Here is a 20,389-nt window from a genome sequence, read left to right on the forward strand (position 1 = left end):
TATATGGAATTTACAGGTGAGAGGTTTGTCCCCCATCTAACAGAAGAACAAATAAAAATAGAACATCTTCAGCGATATTTCGCGATAACAGAGTTAGTAAAAGGTAAAATGGTTCTGGATGCGGCATGTGGAGAGGGATACGGATCTTCTATTCTTTCTGAAACTGCTGCCAAAGTTATTGGAATAGACATCAGTACTGAAGCCATAGATCATGCGAGAAATTCTTATGAAAATGAAAACCTATCTTTTCAAGTTGCCTCTATTGGAAAATTACCATTTGAAAATCAGTCTGTAGATGTAGTGGTTTCCTTTGAAACAATCGAACATGTCGAGGAAATGATGCAAAAATCATTCTTGTCTGAGATAAAGAGAGTGCTAAAGGAAAATGGTTTACTCATTATATCCACGCCAAATAAGCATATGTACTCTGATATTCGAAATTATCACAACCCATTTCATATCAAGGAATTCTACAAAGAAGAGTATAGCCAATTTCTTAGGAATTATTTTGAATTTGTTAACATCTTTCATCAAAAAAATGAGGTTTCTTCTGTCATAACGGACTTTTCGAATAATGAAAATATGCGTCAAGTAAAGATAGATAACGAAAAAACAGACATCAATGGAACTTATTTTATTGCTGTATGTAGTGATAAAGAATTATCTAATCATCGAATTGGGTCATCAGTACTTTTTGCAGACAAGTATAATGAAATGTTGAACAGAATCCTGTCCTTGCAGGATGAAGTTGAAGAAAAAAATGCTCATATTAAATTGTTGGATGCAAATGGGTCAGAGCTCCAGAATGAACTAAATAATCAGAAGAACGTAATCATTGATTTGCAAGCGAAAACAATTCAACTTCAAGAAAAAGTGATCATTACGCTAGATGAGAATCTCTTATTGAAACAGGAGATTGAAAGACGATTAAATGATAGCGATGAGATCCTAAGAAGACTTGGAGTAGAATATGGCATCCAAGATTCGAATTTGGATGAGATTATTAGAAGGGTTAACCATGATTTGAAATTAATAAGAGATCGTGATCAAGAGATTCAGAATAAAGATCAGGAACTAAAGAATAAAGAAGGCCATATTAATCTCTTATTAGAAAGTGACAGATCGCTCGAAAAGATCCATCGTTCAACTGGATGGAAGTTACTTACGAAATACTATCGTTTAAGAGACAAGTTAATACCTAAAAGCAGTAGACGGAGACTAGCAGCTAAACTTGTTTCAAAATCGATTAAAGAACCGCGAAAGATGATTAAAAGCTTTAATAAAACAAATTTGAAAAAATTACGATACTACTTAAATACTGAAGATGTTGGGAATATTGAGAGTCGAATCGATCACTATATGGACCGTCACAAGGAAGTTAGTCAACTCAAAATCAAATTGGTTGATTCAAATGAGATGAAAGAGAAATTCACTTTTCCTCAATTTGAGTCACCACTAGTGTCAATCGTTATTCCAGTCTACAATCAATGGGAGTATACATATTCTTGTTTGAAATCAATTACACTAAATACAGAAGGTATTGCATATGAAATTATTATCGCTGATGATATGTCTACTGACGAAACTATTAACATTTCGAGCTACATTGAAAACATTCATGTAGTTCGGGATGGAGTTAACAGAGGCTTCTTACTTAATTGTAATAACGCGGCTAAACGTGCAAGAGGGGAATACATCTTCTTTTTGAATAATGATACGAATGTACAAGAGAATTGGTTGAAATATCTGGTGGATTTAGTCGAAAATAATAGTAAAATAGGTATGGTGGGATCCAAATTGGTTTATCCAGATGGTAGACTTCAAGAAGCTGGGGGAATTATTTGGAATGATGCGAGCGGATGGAATTATGGCAGGTTAGATGACCCGAGCAAGCCAGAATATAATTATGTCAAAGAAGTAGACTTCATTTCTGGTGCAGCCATTATGATAAGAACAGAGTTGTGGAAAGAAATTGGTGGGTTTGACGAGAGATATGTACCTGCATATTATGAGGATGCAGATTTAGCGTTCGAGGTAAGAAAACATGGTTATCAAGTTGTGTTGGAGCCAAAGTCTATCGTTGTACATTTTGAGGGAATATCCCATGGAACTAATACTTTCACGGGAATTAAGGCACATCAAGTAGTTAACAAAGAAAGGTTTCTTGATAAATGGAAAGAAGTTTTGGAAGTTGACCATTTTACAAACGCAGAACATGTTTTTAATGCGCGTGATCGAAGTAAAGACAAGAAGACTATACTTGTTATTGATCATTATGTTCCACATTTTGATAAAGATGCTGGCGGTAGATGCGTTTTCCTTTATTTAAAACTTTTTAAGCAGATGGGTTTCCATGTAATATTTGTAGGAGACAATTTCTACAAGCATGAACCTTATACCTCTATTTTAGAGGAAATGGGAATTGAAGTGTTATATGGAAATTGGTATCAAAAACATATTTTTGATTGGATTAAAAATAATGGAACGTACTTGCATTATGCCTATTTAATAAGACCGCATATTTCAATAAAGTACATCGAAACTATTAAGAAACATTCAAATGCAAAAGTGTTTTTCTTTGGTACAGATTTACATTATGTGAGAGAATTAAGAAATTATGAATTAACCAAAGATGAAGAGATGAAAAAAATGTCGGAATACTGGAGAGAAATCGAATTTGAATTATTCTCTAAAACCGATGTAATTCATGTAGTTGGTTCATACGAAGAAAGAGTTCTGCAAGAAGAAAATATAAATAAGCCTATAAGAAATATCCCATTATATATTTATGATGAAGATCAATTCGGAGCAGTATCGAATAAATTTTCGGAAAGGGAAGGAATTCTTTTTGTTGGTGGTTTTGGGCACAAGCCTAATCAAGACGCGGTTCTATGGTTCGTCAAGTACGTATTTCCGCAGTTTTTATTGGAATATCCAGATTTGAATTTTTATATTGTTGGTTCGAATCCAACAGAAGAAATTAAAAATCTTCGATCCCACAATATTCATATTGTAGGGTATGTATCAGATGAAGAACTTTTAGATTTCTATAATAGAGTGAAAATAGTTGTTGTTCCTTTAAGGTTTGGTGCTGGAATAAAAGGGAAAGTACTTGAGGCAATGTTTAATCAAGTTCCTTTAATTACAACTCCAATTGGGGCAGAAGGATTGGACAGAGTTGATGAGTTTGTTCAAATTGTAAATAACGAAAGTGAATTTGTTCAATCATTTTCGAATTTATACGGAAATGAACATGCATGGGAAGAGACGGCAGGAAAATCCCAAAAATATATATTGGAAAACTTCTCAATAGAGTCTGCCAAAAAGCAGTTATTAAAGGATATGAATCCTTAAAAGGATTTTCGTATTTTCAGGAGGAAGATTCGTGGAACTGGTAGCTGTAATATTAGCAGGCGGTAAAGGAGAAAGGTTTTGGCCAAAAAGTCGTACAAAATTGCCGAAACAGTTTTTAAATATCTCCGGTAATAAAACAATGATTCAGCAAGTAATTGAAAGATTAAAATTAATTTTAGATGTGACACATATTTTTGTTGTTACTAATGAACTTTATGCAGAATTAATTAAAGTACAAGTCCCAGACCTCCCTAAAGAAAATATCATAATCGAGCCAATTGGTAAAAATACAGCCCCGTGTATCGGGTTAGCTTCCATAATTATTGAACGAAAATATCCAAATACGACAATGATTGTTTTACCTTCAGACCATATAATCACTGATGAAAAAGGTTTTATACAAATTTTAGAGACAGCTGCCAATGTTGCTAATAAAAGCGAGCATGTGGTGACTCTGGGCATTAACCCTACATATCCAGAGACTGGATATGGGTACATAGAAGCTGCCAGTGATTCTTTCGTGAAAAATAGCATGAAGGTTCTCAGTGTAAAAAAGTTTACAGAGAAACCTGAAAAAGAACAAGCTGAGAAGTATTTGATTGCAGGGAATTTTTATTGGAACAGCGGTATCTTTGTATGGAAGACAAGTGTGATCCGTAACTTAATTGCTCAATATCTTCCAGAAATTCATGACATTCTTGAAACCATAAAAACCAGTTTAGACAAACAAGATTTTATTGAGACTATTAGAACAGAATTTGCAAAAATGCCTGACCAGTCTATTGACTATGGTATTATGGAAAAAGCGAAGGATATATATGTCATCCCGTGTAGTTTTGGATGGGATGATGTCGGAAGTTGGAATGCTCTAGAAAGAATTAATGAATTAGATCAAAGCGGAAACTTCATTAGTGGAAATACGCTTACTGTAGATACTAAAGGTTGCATCATCGAAAGTGGACCAAAGCTTATAGCAACTCTTGGAATAGAAGATTTAATTATTATTAATACGGATGATGTTACTTTGATTTGTACGAAAGACAGGGCGCAAGAAGTAAAGTTGTTATTAAAGGAACTCAGAGATAAAAAATTAGAAAAATATTTATAAATAAGGAGATTTTACGAATGACTAAAAATGCACTCATTACAGGTATTACTGGACAAGATGGATCATATTTAGCAGAATTGTTACTGAATAAAGGTTACAAAGTTTTTGGACTTCGCAGAAGAACAAGTGTGCCAATTATGGAAAACATCGCTCATATTGCTAATGAAATTGAACTTATTGATGGGGATTTGTTAGATGTTCATTCTTTGATTAAAGCTATCGAGAATTCTAACCCAGATGAAGTTTATAATCTAGGTGCGCAATCATTTGTAGGAACATCATGGAGTCAGCCAGTATTGACTGGTCAAGTTACCGGTATGGGCGTTGCAAATATTTTAGATGCGGTACGCGTAACGAAGCCTGAAGCTAGGTTTTATCAAGCTTCAAGCAGTGAAATGTTTGGTAAGGTTTTAGAGGTGCCTCAAAAAGAGACAACTGGTTTTTACCCAAGGAGTCCGTATGGAGTTGCCAAAGTATATGGACATTGGATTACAGTTAATTACCGCGAAAGTTATAATACATTTGCTTGCTCAGGTATTTTGTTTAATCATGAATCTCCGCGGCGCGGTATTGAGTTTGTGACTAGAAAAATTACTAATGCTGTTGCACGAATTAAGCTGGGTTTACAAACTGAGCTTCGACTAGGAAATTTAGACTCTAAAAGGGATTGGGGCTTTGCAGGAGATTACGTTAAAGCAATGTGGCTAATGCTTCAGCAAGAAACTCCAGAGGATTTTGTAATATCAACTGGCGAAACTCATACCGTTTTAGAATTTGTTGAAACTGCATTTAATCATGTTGGTCTGAATTGGCGTGACTACGTAGTAATTGATCCTAAATTCGTTAGACCGGCTGAGGTTGATTTATTGATTGGTGATTGTAGCAAAGCTAATAAAGTGCTTAAGTGGCAACCTGAAGTAAGTTTCGAACAATTAGTAACAATGATGGTTGAAAGTGATTTGTATACAATCAAAAGAAATACTTGATTGTTGTGAATTTTTCGGAGAATTCCAAAGATAAATGAGTATTGTATGATGGGTGTTTGGTAATTTTGACACATAGGGAATCGCCCGAAATATTACTGCCAACTACGATACTCCACATTTCTGAACGTAAGATGCTTCTCTTGCTTTATCCAATGATGACTCTGTGCTCTATTTTTTGCAAAATGGATTTCCCGAAATTGCTGAATGTCTAAACATTAGTGGTTTGATCATCTTTCGAACATCTCAAGAATGTGTACATTGTAGTATTCTTCCAGTAGGTTATATGAGGTTCTACTTTAAATCACAACACTGAAATTGCTTAGCTCAAATTGATTGTTGTATTGGTGCTGAATATTAAGATTAGCAAGTAGGAAGATACCTTAAGATTGGTATATTACCTTTTATTAAAATTTTGTTTGTGACGATTATAATTTCTCTATTTTGGAGTTATTTCCTTTTTTGTTACAATTCCGTTTTTATTATGCTTCTGTAACAATCAAATAAATAGAAGAGTCTAACAGTATTATTTGATGGGAGAATCAACCAATGAACGCCTTAAAGAAAAATCTAATTTTAATCATTTTTGTGTTTTTTTCAATTTATTTTTCAGTATATATTCAATTAACCACGATAAATTTAGCTTGGTTAACTTGGTTTTTTCATTTAGATATTGCTGAGAAATTCTTGAATGGATCTTTAGTTTTTTCTGATTTAATCAATAGGTATGGCGAGCACGGTATGTTAGGGTATAATATTCTGTTTTTAGTTAATACTAAACTATTTAATGTAAATAACTTTTTTGATGGTTATTTAAATTTAATAGTAATTATCTTAAGTACACTAACTATTTATTCTGCTTATAAAAAAACACTAGAAAAGAACAATAAATATACCTTTGTCTCCAATGTTTTCTTCATTTCTATTATTTTTGTAATGTTTAGTATTATTCAACAATCTAGTGGTGCAATGGAAACTCAAGTTAGATTGGGGCCTCTATTTTTTCTAATTACATGTTACTTTATAAATAAATATTTTTATCTGGAAAATAATAAAAGTAAATATTTATTAATAATATCTGTAATGATTATTTTATCAATTTTAATATTCGGTACTTTGTATTCGTTTGCTTGGATACCTTGTATAGTTTTGAGTGGTTTTATTCATTATTTCCTTCGTAAAAAAATGGATAACGGTTATATATATATCAATATTTTGTTGGTTGCTTCAATGTTGTTTTATTTTTATATGTATTCTCTTTTTAATCCAACCGATGGAAGCGAAGGGAGCTTTGCAAGTAAACTTTTAATTATTATTCATCATCCAATAGATGCTTTCAAAGTTATTCTTTCTTTTATTGGAAGCGGTACTCTGGGAAGGTCGTTATGGGAAGATAACATTATTGTAAATAAGAACATAATGTTATATAATGGATTGTTTATTTTTGTTGTATATATTATTTCGATTGTGTTGTTTATTAAAACCAAAATGTGGAGCAAAACTTATTTCCCTTTAATGTTAATTGGCTATACAATTTGTGTTGCGTTATTTGTATTTTTTGGGAGAAGCCAAGAATTTTATTTTGCAACAAACTATTGGTATGCTGTACACACCAAGTTTGGATTAGTAGGATGTTTATGGATTATATTTTATTATATTATTACAGTTTTTGCGAGAAATGAGAAAGCAATTGATTTTAATTTTCTTAAAAAAAGTAAAACATTAATATCACTTTTTTGTATAGTTTTAATAATATTCTTATCGCAATTAATTTCAAATTTAGTTGAATGGAAAAGGGCTCCATATATAAAACAATTTTATGAAAGAATGGCTCCATATGCATTCACTCCATACGATCTCCCAATAAATAATGAATTTGGATTAACTCCTCTGTTAAATACGGTTGAAGAAACTCAGCGAGGAATTGAAATTATGAGAAAGTATAAATTGAATATATATCATGATTTTAATCATAAGTATAAATTTACTAATGGTGATGTCTTAATAAATGGAAAAAATATAAATGCATTGTTAGGAGAAGGCTGGTATGGATTAGAAGGAATACAACAATGGGTAAATAATGAATCTAATATTACATTTAATAGTGGCGAAATGGGGCAATTATCTATAAGTGGATTTATACCGGAGGTTTTAGATTCTAATGAGATTAAAATAACAGTTAATAATAAACTAATATTACAAAAAAATGTAAGTGGGAAATTCACAATAGAGGGAACAATTCCAAAAAATAGTATTATAAGTATGAAGATTAACTTTACCAAATCGTTTGTTCCAAACAAATTAAATAATGTTAATCCTGATGTAAGAGTTTTAAGTGGAACTATAGAACGAATTACTACAAAATAAATTTAAATTAAAGGGGAAATCCAAATGGATCTAATGATCGGATCTATTATTACTACCAGAAAAAATGAACTTCATCTTGTGATTAATATTAACGATATTTACGAAACAATATTAATTGAAAATAAACAAACAGAGACAATGGACATTGAAATTATTATCAATAACGAAATTTATTATTGTAATGTAAGAAATAGAATAATCTTAGATATGGAAATAATAGAGCAAGTACTTGGAGTATGCGATAAGGAAATTATAGATAAAGTATTAAGACAAGAAATATTTTGCAAAGTTAAAAATTATTATGATGTTTTCCATAAAAAAAATGATAATTTTAACCCGAACTCAACACAACTACCGTATGGCGGTAGAGTTTTCGATGAAAAAGAGATGATCAACTTAGTAGATTCATCTTTAGATTTCTGGTTAACCGCAGGTAGATTCAATAAGCAATTTGAAAAAGAGTTTGCTGAATTTATTGGGGTAAAGTATGCGCTTTTAACTAACTCAGGTTCGTCGGCTAACTTATTAGCATTCTCTGCACTTACATCTCCTAAACTAGGTGACCGTAGAATTAAATCTGGGGATGAGGTTATTACAGTTGCCGCAGGATTCCCGACGACGGTAGCTCCTATTATTCAAAATAATGCTATACCTGTGTTTCTTGATGTGGAACTGGGTACTTATAACATAATTGCAGAAGACATAGAGAAAGCTATTACTCCAAAAACCAAAGCAATAATGATCGCTCATACAATGGGAAACCCTTTTGAATTAGATAAAATTATGGAAATTGCAAACAAACATAATCTATGGGTGATTGAAGATAACTGTGATGCCCTAGGTTCAAAGTTTAATGGCAAATTGACTGGTACTTTTGGTCATATTGCTACTTCAAGTTTCTATCCTCCGCATCACATGACTATGGGCGAAGGCGGCGCGGTTTACACAAATGATGCCAAATTGAAAATGATTATCGAATCATTCAGAGATTGGGGAAGAGATTGCTGGTGTCCTTCTGGCTGTGATGATACTTGTAAGAAGCGTTTTGGTTGGCAATTAGGTTCACTTCCTGAGGGATATGATCATAAGTACACATATTCTCATATTGGATATAATTTGAGAGTTACTGATATGCAAGCAGCTGTTGGGATAGAGCAGCTAAAGAAAGTTCCAGCTTTTGTTCAAGCAAGAATTAATAATTTCAATAGGCTTTTAAATGGTTTGAGAGATTTAGAAGAATATTTTATTCTTCCTAGAGCGACTGTAAATGCAGATCCAAGTTGGTTTGGTTTTATTTTAACAATTAAGGATGGTATGCCTTTCAATAGAAGTGAAATTGTCAGCTTTTTAGAAAACAGCAGAATTCAAACCCGAATGCTCTTTGCAGGAAACTTAGTAAGACAACCTGCCTTCCAAGATGTTGAATACAGAATTCATAATAATTTGAAAAATACAGATAAGATCTTATACGACACTTTCCTGGTTGGTGTTTATCCTGGAATGAATGATGAAATGGTTGACTATATGGTTAGTAAAATTCATGAGTTTGTTAGCAAGTTTGGTTGATTTTATGAATTATATTTTAAAAAGTAAATTTGTGAAATTCTTAGTTGTTGGAGGAATCAATACAGTATTTGGTTATTCCTTGTTTGCACTGTTCATTTACTTTAATTTTCATTACGCAATAGCTACTTTATGCGCAACTGTTATTGGCATTTTTTTCAACTTTAAAACAATAGGTTCAATTGTGTTTAAAAGTAAAAACAATAATTTGCTTTTTAGGTTTTTTATAGTTTATGGATTTGTTTATTTGCTTAACATTTTATTAATGTTTTTATTGAATAGTTTAGTCAATGATAACCATTACGTTTCAGGAGCTATGACTGTATTTCCATTGGCAATTCTTTCATTTCTTTTAAATAAAAAGTATGTTTTCAATTAAGTTAACAGATCTTAGAACTTGTGGGGGTAGCACTAATGAAAGTAGTTATATTAGCGGGTGGTTATGGAACAAGAATCAGTGAGGAATCCCATTTAAAGCCAAAACCAATGATTGAAATTGGTGGGAGACCGATTCTTTGGCATATTATGAAACTTTATTCAAGCTTTGGTTTTAATGATTTTGTTATTTGTCTTGGTTACAAAGGATTTTTTATTAAAGAATATTTTGCACATTATTTTTTGCATGAATCAGATGTAACCTTTGATTTTAGAAGTGATAGCCAGTTAATTACACATCAGCATTCCGCGGAGCCATGGCGGGTAACTCTGGTAAATACAGGTTTGGATACTATGACAGGTGGAAGAGTTAAACGAATACAGCCATATATTAATAATGAAGCATTTATGCTTACATATGGTGACGGTGTTTCGAATGTAAATATAAATGAATTGTTACAATTTCATAAATTGCACGGCAGATTATCTACTGTTACATCGGTGCAACCTAGTGGAAGATTTGGAGCTCTTGAATTAAATGATAACAACGAAGTAAAGGGGTTTCAGGAAAAACCCAAAGGCGATGGATCTTGGGTAAATGCTGGTTTTTTTGTTATGGAGCCAGAAATCTTCAATTTCATTGAAAATGATACAACGATTTTAGAGAAAGAGCCCCTGGAGCAACTAGCTACTAAAGGTGAGCTAATGTCATATAAACATAACGGTTTTTGGCAGCCAATGGATACTATGCGAGATAAAAATTTACTTGAGGATTTATGGAAGAATGGGACAGCCCCTTGGAAGGTATGGCATGCTGATAAGGTAACTTCAAATGAATAATTTCTGGAAGCATAAGAGAGTATTTGTTACGGGGCACACAGGTTTTAAAGGTTCCTGGTTATGTATGATTTTAACTAAACTAGGAGCAGAAGTGTATGGTTATTCGCTAGAGCCGTCAACAGTTCCTAGCTTGTTTAAGTTGGGCGCAGTTGAAAAACTAGTAAAGATGTCATCAATTGGTGATATTCGAGATCCGCAGATGTTGAATGCTGCAATGAAGCAAGCAGATCCTGATATTGTCATTCATATGGCTGCTCAACCACTAGTTCGTGATTCGTATGAAAACCCTTACGATACTTATTCAATTAACGTAATGGGAACTGTGAATATGTTTGAAGCAGTGAGGAAAAACGACAATGTGCGTGCCGTTGTCAATGTTACAACGGATAAATGTTATGAAAATAAAGAATGGCTTTGGGGATATCGTGAAGATGAACCTATGGGAGGCTATGATCCATACTCTAGTAGTAAAGCTTGTTCAGAACTTGTAACAAGTGCGTACAGAAACTCATTTTTTAACAATAATAAAAGCGGTAAAGTTGCTGTGGCTTCAGCGCGTGCAGGAAATGTTATTGGTGGAGGGGATTGGGCGAAAGACCGGTTAATTCCTGATTGTATTAACTCACTATTAAATGAAAAATCGATTGTAATAAGGAATCCTCATTCTATACGACCATGGCAGCATGTATTGGAACCACTCCATGGATATTTATTATTGGCCCAGAATCTATATGAAAATGGCGAAAAATTTGCAACAGCTTGGAACTTTGGACCTTATGATACAGATGCTAAGCCTGTTAATTGGATCGTAGAATCACTGTGTCAAAAATGGGGGAACTTTGCAAGTTATAAAGTTGATCAGAATCAAAATCCTCATGAAGCGAGGTATCTCAAACTGGATTGCTCAAAAGCACATTATGAGCTTGGATGGAGACCTAAATGGAATTTAAATCAAGCATTAGATAAGATAATTGAGTGGTCATATGCCTACCAACAAGAAAAAGACATTCAAGAGATTTGTTTTAAACAAATAGAAGATTACAATGCAGAGTAAATGTTGGGAAGGGAGACATTCATATGAAATTATCCGATTATGTAGTGGATGTTATTGCAAAAGAGGGAGTATCCCACGTTTTTGAATTCATTGGAGGCGCAATTGTACACATATTAGATTCAATTTCAAATAGAGATGATATTGAGTGTGTCTCTGTGCGCCACGAGCAGGCAGGGGCTTTTGCAGCAGAAGCATATGCTCGCATCAATGGGAAACTTGGGGTTGCAATGGCGACAAGTGGTCCAGGGGCACTTAACCTCCTTACAGGTATTGGAAGTTGTTATTTTGATTCTGTTCCCTGTTTGTTTATAACAGGTCAAGTTAATACCTATGAATATAAATTCGATAGGCCAGTAAGACAAATAGGATTTCAAGAAACTGACATTGTAAGTGTAGCTCGTCCCTTAACAAAGTATGCTGAGTTGGTTACCGACCCTAATAGAATCAGATATAGTTTAGAAAAGGCAGTTTTTCTAGCTCAAAGTGGTAGACCCGGACCAGTTTTATTAGATATTCCTATGAATTTACAAAGAACTGATATTGAGCCAGAAATACTAGAAAGTTTTTTTGATAGCAATGAATATAAGCAAATTATTCAACAAAGTAACTCATTAAATTCTAAAATGTTAGATGAAATCAAAGAAGTAATTGCTAACTCCAAAAGACCTGTAATATTAGCTGGGGGTGGCATAAGAGCAGCCAACGCAAGTAAGAATCTTGAACAGTTATCGCTAATAACAGGTATCCCAGTTGTAACTTCACTTATGGGTATTGATGCTATTTCTCATTCGAATTCGTTGAATTTTGGCATGATTGGTTCATATGGAAATCGATATAGTAATCTTGTTTTGGCTAATTGTGACTTGTTAATCATATTAGGTTCAAGATTAGATAGTAGACAAACAGGGACTCGTCCTGACACGTTTGCTAGAGGCGCTTTGAAAATTCATGTGGATATTGATGAAAACGAACTTAATGCTAAAGTTAAGGTGAATTATGCTATCCATCACGATGTGAATGAATTCCTTATTTCATTAAACGAGAAACTAAGCCAAGATAAGTTTATTAAGCTTGATCTGAGTAATTGGTATGAAACATTTAAAACTTTCAAAAATAAGTATCCAACTTACTCAGCTGAGACTAAAATAAATGTGATTGAGCCTAACAGATTCATAGAATTTTTATCTTCGAAATGTAAAGATGGAGATATCATTAGTTTAGATGTCGGGCAACATCAAATGTGGGCATCTCAATCATTTAGACTAAAACCCAAACAGCGATTATTAAATTCTGGTGGTATGGGTGCAATGGGTTTTTCACTACCAGCTGCGATAGGTGCAACTTTGTCTTCTGGACAAGATGCTATTGTTATTGCAGGTGATGGTGGGTTTCAGGTAAATATTCAAGAGTTAGATACAATAGTAAGATTGAATTTGCCAATAAAGATTTTTGTTTTAAATAATAGTTGCTTAGGTATGGTAAGACAATTTCAAGATATTTACTTCAACGGGAGGCAACAATCCACCATGTACCAAAATCCAGATTTCGTTGAAATAGCTAGAGCCTACGGTATTGTGGCATACAATGTTAATAATATGGAAGAAGCAAAAGAAATAATTCCTAATGTTATGAGTACTACTGGACCTGTTTTTGTAGAAGTTAAGTTAGAGAAAGATACAGCTGTTAACCCTAAACTTGTAGTAAATAGACCGATAGAAGATATGTATCCACATTTAGAACGAGAAGAATTAAAAGAAATTATGTTAATTGATCTAGTTGAAGAGATGGAAGTTCCAAAATAATGATAAGTCCTCAAAATAAAGTTGCAAATAAGAAGAGAGTAGCCATTTTAGGAGCAACTGGACATATTGCGAAGAATCTAGTTGTAGGATTATATAGTCATTTTGATTTGTATTTGTTTGCTAGAACGCAAGAGAAACTTGAGATTTTTCTAAATGGTAATAAAATTGCAAATCAAGTTACTGTATTGAATTTCGAACTATTCATGGAAACTAAATTTGATATTATCATTAATTGTATTGGAATTGGTGATCCTGGAAAGTTAAGTAGTAATATTAGTTCCATCTTCTTTATTACTGAGAAGTACGATAACTTAATTTTGAATTATTTAGAGAGAAACTCTCAAAGCTTATATATCAACTTAAGTAGCGGTGCAGCCTACCTCAATAACTTTAATAAACCAGCAACAATAGCAACACAATCTCAAATATCAATAAACAATATTTCACCTGCTGAATGTTATGGTATCAGTAAGTTAAATTCTGAAGCTAAACATCGTGTTATGTCACAATATAATATTGTTGATTTAAGAGTATTCGGATTTTTTAGTAGATATATTGAAATGGATTCCAAGTTTTTCATGACTGAAGTAATTAGTTGTCTTTTAAAAGATAAAATATTGATAACTAACTCTGAAAACATGATTAGAGACTATATCCACCCAGAAGATTTAATATCATTAATTAAATTAATAGCAGAAAAAAAGAGAGTGAATGATGCTTATGATGCATATTCATTAAAGCCAACGACAAAATTAGAGATTTTGGAAAATTTATCCGATAGATATGGATTAAAATATGAATATTCAAATCCTGAAAAAAAATCTTCAATAACAGGAAATAAGCCCAATTATTTTTCAGAGTATTATCATGCACAAACGCTTGGTTTTCTCCCAAAATATGATTCAATAACTAGTCTTATTACTGAGTATGAATATTTGAAAAACAAAATAATTCAATGAGGAAGTAAAAATGAAAAACATTAGTATAGTAACCCCGTGTTACAATGAGGAAGAGAACGTCGAAGAATTATATCGTCAAGTTAAGTTATGTATGGATCAGCTTCCAAACTACAGCTATGAACACATATTTATAGACAACGCATCAAAAGACAGTACTGTAGCAATTTTAAAAAAAATTGCTTCTAAAGATCTTAAAGTTAAAATTATTGTGAATGCTCGTAATTTTGGTCATATTCGTTCTCCATATCATGCTTTACTTCAAGCCAGTGGCGAAGCAGTTATACTATTGGTTGCTGATTTACAAGACCCTCCAACAATGATTAAGGATTTCATTGGAAAATGGGAAGAAGGCTATAAAGTTGTACTTGGTGTTAAGACGCAAAGTGAGGAATCAGCTCCTATGTTTGCCATCAGGAAAATGTATTACAATTTTATAAATCGAGTTTCTGAAATTGAATTGACTAAAAATAATACTGGATTTGGATTATATGATCAAAAGGTTATTGAAATTTTAAGAGGTATTGATGATCCTTATCCCTATTTTAGAGGACTTATTTCTGATATTGGTTTTGAAAGTTATAAGATTGAATATGTACAGCCCGTAAGAAAAAGAGGAATAACGAAGAATAATTTTTATACTTTATATGATATTGCGATGTTAGGTATAACAAATCATTCTAAAGTACCCCTACGAATAGCTGCAATGTTAGGATTTGCCATGTCAGCAGTAAGTTTATTGGTTGCGATTATCTACTTTTTAGCAAAAGTGTTTTTTTGGAGCTACTTTTCAGTAGGTGTTGCTCCTCTAGTAATTGGGCTCTTTTTGTTTTCTTCAGTGCAACTATTTTTTATTGGGATTATTGGAGAATATATTGGTTCTATCCACACGCAGGTGCTCAAGAGACCGCTTGTAATTGAAAGAGAAAGAGTTAATTTTCAGCAGGATCATCCGTATTTTTTATACAATTTAGCTAAAAGTGAAATTGCGACCTCATCATCTGATTAATAAATGGAGGTTTTTACATGAAAGGTATAATTCTAGCCGGGGGAACGGGCTCACGTCTCTTTCCACTTACTAAAGTTACAAACAAACATCTGCTTCCTGTTGGGAAGTATCCAATGATCTTTCATTCTGTAGCTAAACTTAAGCAAGCAGACATCTGCGATATTTTAATTGTCACTGGTAAGGAACATATGGGTGATGTGGTCAACCTACTAGGAAGTGGGCGGGACATGGGTGTAACCTTTACGTATAAAGTGCAGGACGAAGCTGGGGGAATTGCTCAAGCCCTTGATCTTGCTGAACAATTTGCTAAAAATGAACAAATGGTTGTCATCCTTGGTGACAATGTATTTGAAGAGAGTATTGTGCCGTTTGTAAGTAACTTTAGGACTCAAGGCAATGGTGCTAAAATTCTTATTCAGGAAGTCCACGATCCTCAACGGTATGGTGTTCCTGAACTAGAAGGTGATAAGATTAAATCTATCGAGGAAAAACCTAAGGAACCGAAAAGTAGTTATGCAGTTACAGGCATATATATGTATGATAGTTCGGTTTTTGAAATTGTTAAAACACTCAAGCCGTCTGGTCGTGGTGAACTTGAAATTACAGACGTTAACAATGCATATATCGAAAAGAACGAACTCACATACGATATTCTTCAAGGTTGGTGGACAGATGCTGGAACGCACGCATCTTATGCTAAAGCCAATGAGTTGGCAAAAGATTTGTTGTTTGGAGAAGAGTTTGGGAATCTTAAATTGTAAGAGGTGCCAATTTGAATGAAAATAATAACAACAAAGTTAGATGGGCTAATTATTATAGAACCCGATGTCTTTGGAGACAATCGGGGCTTTTTTATGGAAAGTTACAGTAGTACTAAGTTTGCAGTGTTAGGTGTTGATCATCGTTTCATACAAGATAATCACTCTCTCTCTGTGGAAGCTGGCGTGTTGCGAGGTCTTCATTATCAATTGAATCCAAAAGCACAAACGAAGCTTGTTAGAGTTGCTTTGGGGGCAATATATGATGTGGCGGTAGACATTCGTAAGGAGTCACCAACTTTTGGACAATGGGTAGGAGTTATACTAAGCGAGACAAATAAGCGGCAGTTACTAGTACCACAAGGTTTTGCACATGGATTCTGTACGGTTGTTCCGAATACGCAAGTACTATACAAAGTGGACGAGTATTACTCGCCTGAGCATGATCGTGGCATTCTTTGGAGCGATCAAGCACTTGGGATTGATTGGCCAACCTCCAAGCCAATTCTTTCTGATAAAGATCTAAAGCATCCGTTACTTCAAGATGCAGAAATTAACTTTTAAATGGGAGTCCTACATACATGAAAATTCTTGTAACAGGCGGTGCTGGTTTTATTGGCAGCAACTTCATTCACTATATGCTTGATCTTTATCCGAGTTATGAGATCATCAATCTAGATTCGTTGACATATGCAGGAAATTTAGAGAACCTTACATCTATCCAAGAGAATAGTCAGTATACCTTCATTAAAGGTGATATTGCGAATGCTGAGCTTGTGAACAATCTGTTTGATCAAGGCATCGAAACGGTTGTTCATTTCGCCGCGGAATCACATGTGGATCGTAGTATATTGGAGCCAGACATTTTTGTGAAAACGAATGTTTTGGGTACACAAGTTTTACTTGATGCTGCCAGAAAATATGCGGTTAAGAAATATGTACATGTTTCGACAGATGAAGTGTATGGTTCACTCGGGGAGACAGGACTTTTTACAGAAGAAACGCCATTGGCAGCAAACAGTCCTTATTCAGCAAGTAAAGCAGGATCTGATCTACTGGCTCGAGCATATCATGAGACGTTTGGTCTCAATGTTAATATTACACGTTGTTCCAATAACTACGGTCCCTATCAGTTCCCGGAAAAGCTAATTCCTCTAATGATTGCTAACGCGTTGGGCGATAAGGATCTACCTGTTTATGGAGATGGTCTGAATATAAGAGATTGGCTATATGTCGAGGATCACTGTAGTGCGATTGATTTGGTCTTACATAGTGGCATTAGCGGCGAGGTCTACAATATAGGTGGAAACAACGAGAAAACGAATATCCAAATCATTCAAACAATTCTTGGAGCGCTTGGAAAGCCTGAATCCCTGATAAAATTTGTGAAGGATCGACCTGGTCATGACCGTCGTTATGCCATCGATGCCACGAAAATCACAAATGAGTTGGGCTGGAAGCCGAAGCATAATTTTGAAACTGGTATTCATGAGACAGTTCGTTGGTATTTGGACAATCAAGACTGGTGGAAACGAATTCAAACGGGTGAATATCAAAAGTATTTTAACGAGCAATACGGTTCGAGATTAGGTAATCGTTCATGAAAATTGTAGTAACTGGCGCAAAGGGGCAGCTTGGACAAGATGTTGTAAAGCTTCTTGGACCCAAACATGAGATATATGGTCTTAGTAGAGATCAGTTAGATATCACGAATGAAGCAGATTGTTTACAGGTAATAACGGATATAAATCCAGATGTAATTATCCATAGCGCTGCTTACACAGCTGTAGATTTAGCAGAGACGAATGAAGATATTGCCTTTCGAATTAATGGGGATGGAACTAAATATCTTACACTTGCAGCTGAGCGAGTTGGTGCGAAATTCGTCTATATTAGCACGGATTATGTTTTTGATGGTACAGCCACGAGGTCCTATAAAGAAGATGACGTTACGAACCCGCAAAGTGTATATGGGAAATCGAAGCAAGCTGGAGAAATACATGTTCAAGCCATATCATCCAAACATTTTATTGTAAGGACTTCCTGGGTCTATGGTGTGCACGGTCAAAATTTTGTGAAAACAATGCTTCATTTAGCAAAAACACGTGATTCTTTGAAGGTTGTCAATGATCAGTTGGGATCTCCAACATATACGGTTGATCTCGTAACATTCCTTGAACAATTGATTCAGACGGAACACTACGGTGTCTACCACGCTTCAAATTCAGGGGTTTGTACCTGGTATGATTTCGCGTGTGCCATTTTTGAAGAAAGTGGCGTTACTATCCATGTTGAGCCTTGTACAACGGAAGAGTTTCCTAGACCTGCACGAAGACCACGGAATTCATCCATGGAACATGGAGCCATACTTGCCAATGGTTTTGAAGATTTACGTGTTTGGCGGGAGGGGCTTAGGGCTTTCTTGAAGGAGTATCAGGGTTAAGGTGTATCGTGAGAATAGATTAATTATGTCGTACGGGGTCAATGGTCAAAAGTGGTCTAAATATGAAAAAAATCCTATTTTAGATGTTAGTCAGAATAGCTGGGATTCTACTTATATTGCAGCAAACGGTTCTGCAATTGTTTTTAATGGAAAAACGCTTTATTTCTATCAGGGGAGGAGCTACAAATACTCCTTCAGCGATAGGGATGGCACAATCAGAGGATTTAGTAAATTTTACTATAATGAATTTGCTGTGCTCACAGTAGGAGAAAAACACTCATGGGATTCCAATGGTGTTGCTGATCCTTATGTTATTGAACACAATGGTATTTTATACATGTATTACTTAGGCATGGAAGAAATGCAGGTTCAAAGATTAGGTGGTGCCTATTCAACGGACGGCATAAATTGGGTTAAAGGAGCTTATCCCATTATGGATGATGGTTCGAAGGGTTCATTTGATGAAAATGGATTAGGGGAACCAAGTGTTGTTTATAATGTCCCATATTTCTATATGTTGTATACGGGAAGAGAATCCGATGAGAAAAGAGATATTGGAACAGCCATTTCTTTAGACGGTGTGTTTGGTACAAAGCAGTTTAGTGGAGTAACTCTGAGAGAACAAAGTGGTTACTTGCCCGGATATAAAAGTTTCAGCGGATACTCGGCAAGCAGAAAGTTCGATGATCACAAGCTAGACCATGCAGTTGAACAGATTTTTAATCATTTAATTAACTTAGGATTGGTAGAGTAAATGGTACCTTAAATTAACTAAGGGACTATTTATGATTATTGAGTTCGTCAAGAGTGTTATTTGTAAAAGTATATAGCCTGCCCAGTAGGAATTTTCAGCAAAATACCTGGTTTATCGGAAAAGAACTTATCTATTATCTCTTTAGTTTCTTCAAATCCTGACCAACCGTAATCATCAAACAAGATTACACTGCCCTTAGAAAGGGATGGATAAAAATATCTTAAAGTTTCGAGAGTAGCATTCGCTGAGTTCAAATCAATGTATAAATATGAAATATTCGATAGAGATTCTGTAAAAGTAAAAGGAATATATCCTACGTGATACTTTACTTTTTTTTGAAATACACTAAGATTGTTTTGAACCCGCTCAAGAGAATTATTTGCATATCTACCTTCGATATGTAATTCCTTTTCTGTTAGATCCTCTGAATATAAATTGTCCCATGAATCAAACAAGTGCATTTGATATTGGATTTCTGAAGATTTAGATATCATTTGACTCATTTCTTTTAATACAAAAAATGCCGACATTCCATCACTCACGCCACATTCGACTAAGTTAATTTGGGCATCAGATTGTTTAAATTCAAGTGCATAATGTAATGCAAAAACAACGATCCAGTGTCGCCAAAGTAAGCTATCAATGTTGTTTGCGTCTATACCAATATCTGCTTTTAATCCAAAATTAAAGGCGTTTTTTATTTCGACACTTGATTCACGAAATGTCCCCCATTTAAAGCTATCATTCCAAGGGAGTTGATGGTTTGTTGTCATTCCCCATCCATCAAATGCAGGTTTTAGATTAATTTTTGTGTTGTACAGTTCTTTAGATAAATTGTAATTCTCTTGTTTTAAATGATGAATATAGTCACTATCCATTGTATATTCACTGTTCGTAGAAGGTTTTACAACAAAAGATAAAGAGTTTGATTTCCTTTTTGAAACCGGGTCATAAAGGAATAATTGATGTTCCCCTTCAAATTTGTATAGCCATGTAGGAATAATGGCAGTTACTAGATTTCCT

At 34.2% G+C, this 20,389-nt stretch carries 17 protein-coding genes; 16 read left to right on the forward strand and 1 reads right to left on the reverse strand.

Going from position 1 to position 20,389, the window contains the following annotated elements:
* The first annotated feature begins 3 nt into the window (after positions 1 to 3).
* The 16 genes from ASL11_RS00785 to ASL11_RS00860 all read left to right on the forward strand — a co-directional run bounded on the left by ASL11_RS00785 (position 4) and on the right by ASL11_RS00860 (position 19,366).
* Positions 4 to 3,354, forward strand: a complete 3,351-nt coding sequence (locus ASL11_RS00785) for a glycosyltransferase (protein WP_056608574.1) — start codon at positions 4 to 6, stop codon at positions 3,352 to 3,354.
* 31 nt (positions 3,355 to 3,385) lie between these two features.
* The gene (locus tag ASL11_RS00790; RefSeq protein ID WP_056608576.1) at positions 3,386 to 4,462 is read left to right on the forward strand and encodes a mannose-1-phosphate guanylyltransferase; all 1,077 of its coding nucleotides are present in this window, start codon (positions 3,386 to 3,388) and stop codon (positions 4,460 to 4,462) included.
* Between the two features lie 17 nt (positions 4,463 to 4,479).
* On the forward strand, positions 4,480 to 5,448 hold the full coding sequence (gene gmd, locus ASL11_RS00795) for a GDP-mannose 4,6-dehydratase (RefSeq protein ID WP_056608579.1): 969 nt from the start codon (positions 4,480 to 4,482) through the stop codon (positions 5,446 to 5,448).
* A gap of 546 nt (positions 5,449 to 5,994) precedes the next feature.
* Positions 5,995 to 7,812: a hypothetical protein gene (locus ASL11_RS00800; RefSeq protein WP_056608582.1), complete on the forward strand. Its 1,818-nt coding sequence runs from the start codon at positions 5,995 to 5,997 to the stop codon at positions 7,810 to 7,812.
* A gap of 24 nt (positions 7,813 to 7,836) precedes the next feature.
* A complete protein-coding gene (gene rfbH, locus ASL11_RS00805) occupies positions 7,837 to 9,378 on the forward strand; it encodes a lipopolysaccharide biosynthesis protein RfbH (RefSeq protein ID WP_200962397.1) in 1,542 nt (513 codons plus the stop codon).
* Positions 9,379 to 9,382: 4 nt separating this feature from the next.
* Positions 9,383 to 9,754 carry a GtrA family protein gene (locus ASL11_RS00810; protein WP_056609578.1) on the forward strand — a complete coding sequence of 124 codons (372 nt, stop codon included), beginning with the start codon at positions 9,383 to 9,385 and terminating at the stop codon, positions 9,752 to 9,754.
* A 35-nt stretch (positions 9,755 to 9,789) separates the two neighbouring features.
* Positions 9,790 to 10,590, forward strand: a complete 801-nt coding sequence (gene rfbF, locus ASL11_RS00815; RefSeq protein ID WP_056608585.1) for a glucose-1-phosphate cytidylyltransferase — start codon at positions 9,790 to 9,792, stop codon at positions 10,588 to 10,590.
* The gene (gene rfbG / locus ASL11_RS00820) at positions 10,583 to 11,644 is read left to right on the forward strand and encodes a CDP-glucose 4,6-dehydratase (protein WP_056608589.1); all 1,062 of its coding nucleotides are present in this window, start codon (positions 10,583 to 10,585) and stop codon (positions 11,642 to 11,644) included. The genes rfbF and rfbG overlap by 8 nt, the downstream gene beginning before the upstream one ends.
* Positions 11,645 to 11,667: 23 nt before the next feature.
* Entirely contained in the window at positions 11,668 to 13,446 is a 1,779-nt protein-coding gene (locus ASL11_RS00825; protein WP_056608591.1) for a thiamine pyrophosphate-binding protein, read from the forward strand.
* Positions 13,446 to 14,405 (forward strand): NAD-dependent epimerase/dehydratase family protein, encoded by a 960-nt coding sequence (locus ASL11_RS00830; protein ID WP_056608594.1) that lies wholly within the window; start codon positions 13,446 to 13,448, stop codon positions 14,403 to 14,405. The genes ASL11_RS00825 and ASL11_RS00830 overlap by 1 nt, the downstream gene beginning before the upstream one ends.
* 10 nt (positions 14,406 to 14,415) lie before the next feature.
* Positions 14,416 to 15,411 carry a glycosyltransferase family 2 protein gene (locus ASL11_RS00835; RefSeq protein WP_056608597.1) on the forward strand — a complete coding sequence of 332 codons (996 nt, stop codon included), beginning with the start codon at positions 14,416 to 14,418 and terminating at the stop codon, positions 15,409 to 15,411.
* Positions 15,412 to 15,428: 17 nt separating this feature from the next.
* Positions 15,429 to 16,172 carry a sugar phosphate nucleotidyltransferase gene (locus tag ASL11_RS00840; RefSeq protein ID WP_056608600.1) on the forward strand — a complete coding sequence of 248 codons (744 nt, stop codon included), beginning with the start codon at positions 15,429 to 15,431 and terminating at the stop codon, positions 16,170 to 16,172.
* Positions 16,173 to 16,187: 15 nt separating this feature from the next.
* Positions 16,188 to 16,733 carry a dTDP-4-dehydrorhamnose 3,5-epimerase gene (gene rfbC / locus ASL11_RS00845; RefSeq protein ID WP_056608603.1) on the forward strand — a complete coding sequence of 182 codons (546 nt, stop codon included), beginning with the start codon at positions 16,188 to 16,190 and terminating at the stop codon, positions 16,731 to 16,733.
* Positions 16,734 to 16,750: 17 nt separating this feature from the next.
* Complete coding sequence (gene rfbB / locus ASL11_RS00850; RefSeq protein WP_056608606.1) at positions 16,751 to 17,773, forward strand: dTDP-glucose 4,6-dehydratase; 1,023 nt, start codon at positions 16,751 to 16,753, stop codon at positions 17,771 to 17,773.
* A complete protein-coding gene (gene rfbD, locus ASL11_RS00855; protein WP_056608609.1) occupies positions 17,770 to 18,612 on the forward strand; it encodes a dTDP-4-dehydrorhamnose reductase in 843 nt (280 codons plus the stop codon). Before rfbB ends, rfbD begins: the two co-directional genes overlap by 4 nt.
* A 1-nt stretch (position 18,613) precedes the next feature.
* Positions 18,614 to 19,366, forward strand: a complete 753-nt coding sequence (locus tag ASL11_RS00860; RefSeq protein ID WP_056608613.1) for a hypothetical protein — start codon at positions 18,614 to 18,616, stop codon at positions 19,364 to 19,366.
* Positions 19,367 to 19,422: 56 nt separating this feature from the next.
* On the opposite strand, the gene ASL11_RS00865 is transcribed toward ASL11_RS00860, so the two are convergent.
* Positions 19,423 to 20,244 carry a class I SAM-dependent methyltransferase gene (locus ASL11_RS00865; RefSeq protein WP_056608616.1) on the reverse strand — a complete coding sequence of 274 codons (822 nt, stop codon included), beginning with the start codon at positions 20,242 to 20,244 and terminating at the stop codon, positions 19,423 to 19,425.
* Positions 20,245 to 20,389: the final 145 nt, after the last annotated feature.

The organism is Paenibacillus sp. Soil750 (genome assembly GCF_001428045.1).
Taxonomy (GTDB): Bacteria; Bacillota; Bacilli; order Paenibacillales; family NBRC-103111; genus Paenibacillus_E; species Paenibacillus_E allorhizoplanae.

Excerpts from the sequence above, each read along its gene's own strand:
- ASL11_RS00835 (WP_056608597.1), top strand. The coding sequence starts at position 14,416 with ATGAAAAACATTAGTATAGTAACCCCGTGTTACAATGAGGAAGAGAAC.
- ASL11_RS00785 (WP_056608574.1), top strand. The coding sequence starts at position 4 with ATGGAATTTACAGGTGAGAGGTTTGTCCCCCATCTAACAGAAGAACAA.
- rfbF (WP_056608585.1), top strand. The coding sequence starts at position 9,790 with ATGAAAGTAGTTATATTAGCGGGTGGTTATGGAACAAGAATCAGTGAG.
- rfbH (WP_200962397.1), top strand. The coding sequence starts at position 7,837 with ATGGATCTAATGATCGGATCTATTATTACTACCAGAAAAAATGAACTT.
- rfbC (WP_056608603.1), top strand. The coding sequence starts at position 16,188 with ATGAAAATAATAACAACAAAGTTAGATGGGCTAATTATTATAGAACCC.
- rfbB (WP_056608606.1), top strand. The coding sequence starts at position 16,751 with ATGAAAATTCTTGTAACAGGCGGTGCTGGTTTTATTGGCAGCAACTTC.
- ASL11_RS00830 (WP_056608594.1), top strand. The coding sequence starts at position 13,446 with ATGATAAGTCCTCAAAATAAAGTTGCAAATAAGAAGAGAGTAGCCATT.
- ASL11_RS00800 (WP_056608582.1), top strand. The coding sequence starts at position 5,995 with ATGAACGCCTTAAAGAAAAATCTAATTTTAATCATTTTTGTGTTTTTT.
- ASL11_RS00840 (WP_056608600.1), top strand. The coding sequence starts at position 15,429 with ATGAAAGGTATAATTCTAGCCGGGGGAACGGGCTCACGTCTCTTTCCA.
- rfbG (WP_056608589.1), top strand. The coding sequence starts at position 10,583 with ATGAATAATTTCTGGAAGCATAAGAGAGTATTTGTTACGGGGCACACA.
- gmd (WP_056608579.1), top strand. The coding sequence starts at position 4,480 with ATGACTAAAAATGCACTCATTACAGGTATTACTGGACAAGATGGATCA.
- ASL11_RS00825 (WP_056608591.1), top strand. The coding sequence starts at position 11,668 with ATGAAATTATCCGATTATGTAGTGGATGTTATTGCAAAAGAGGGAGTA.
- ASL11_RS00810 (WP_056609578.1), top strand. The coding sequence starts at position 9,383 with ATGAATTATATTTTAAAAAGTAAATTTGTGAAATTCTTAGTTGTTGGA.
- rfbD (WP_056608609.1), top strand. The coding sequence starts at position 17,770 with ATGAAAATTGTAGTAACTGGCGCAAAGGGGCAGCTTGGACAAGATGTT.
- ASL11_RS00865 (WP_056608616.1), bottom strand. The coding sequence starts at position 20,244 with ATGGATAGTGACTATATTCATCATTTAAAACAAGAGAATTACAATTTA.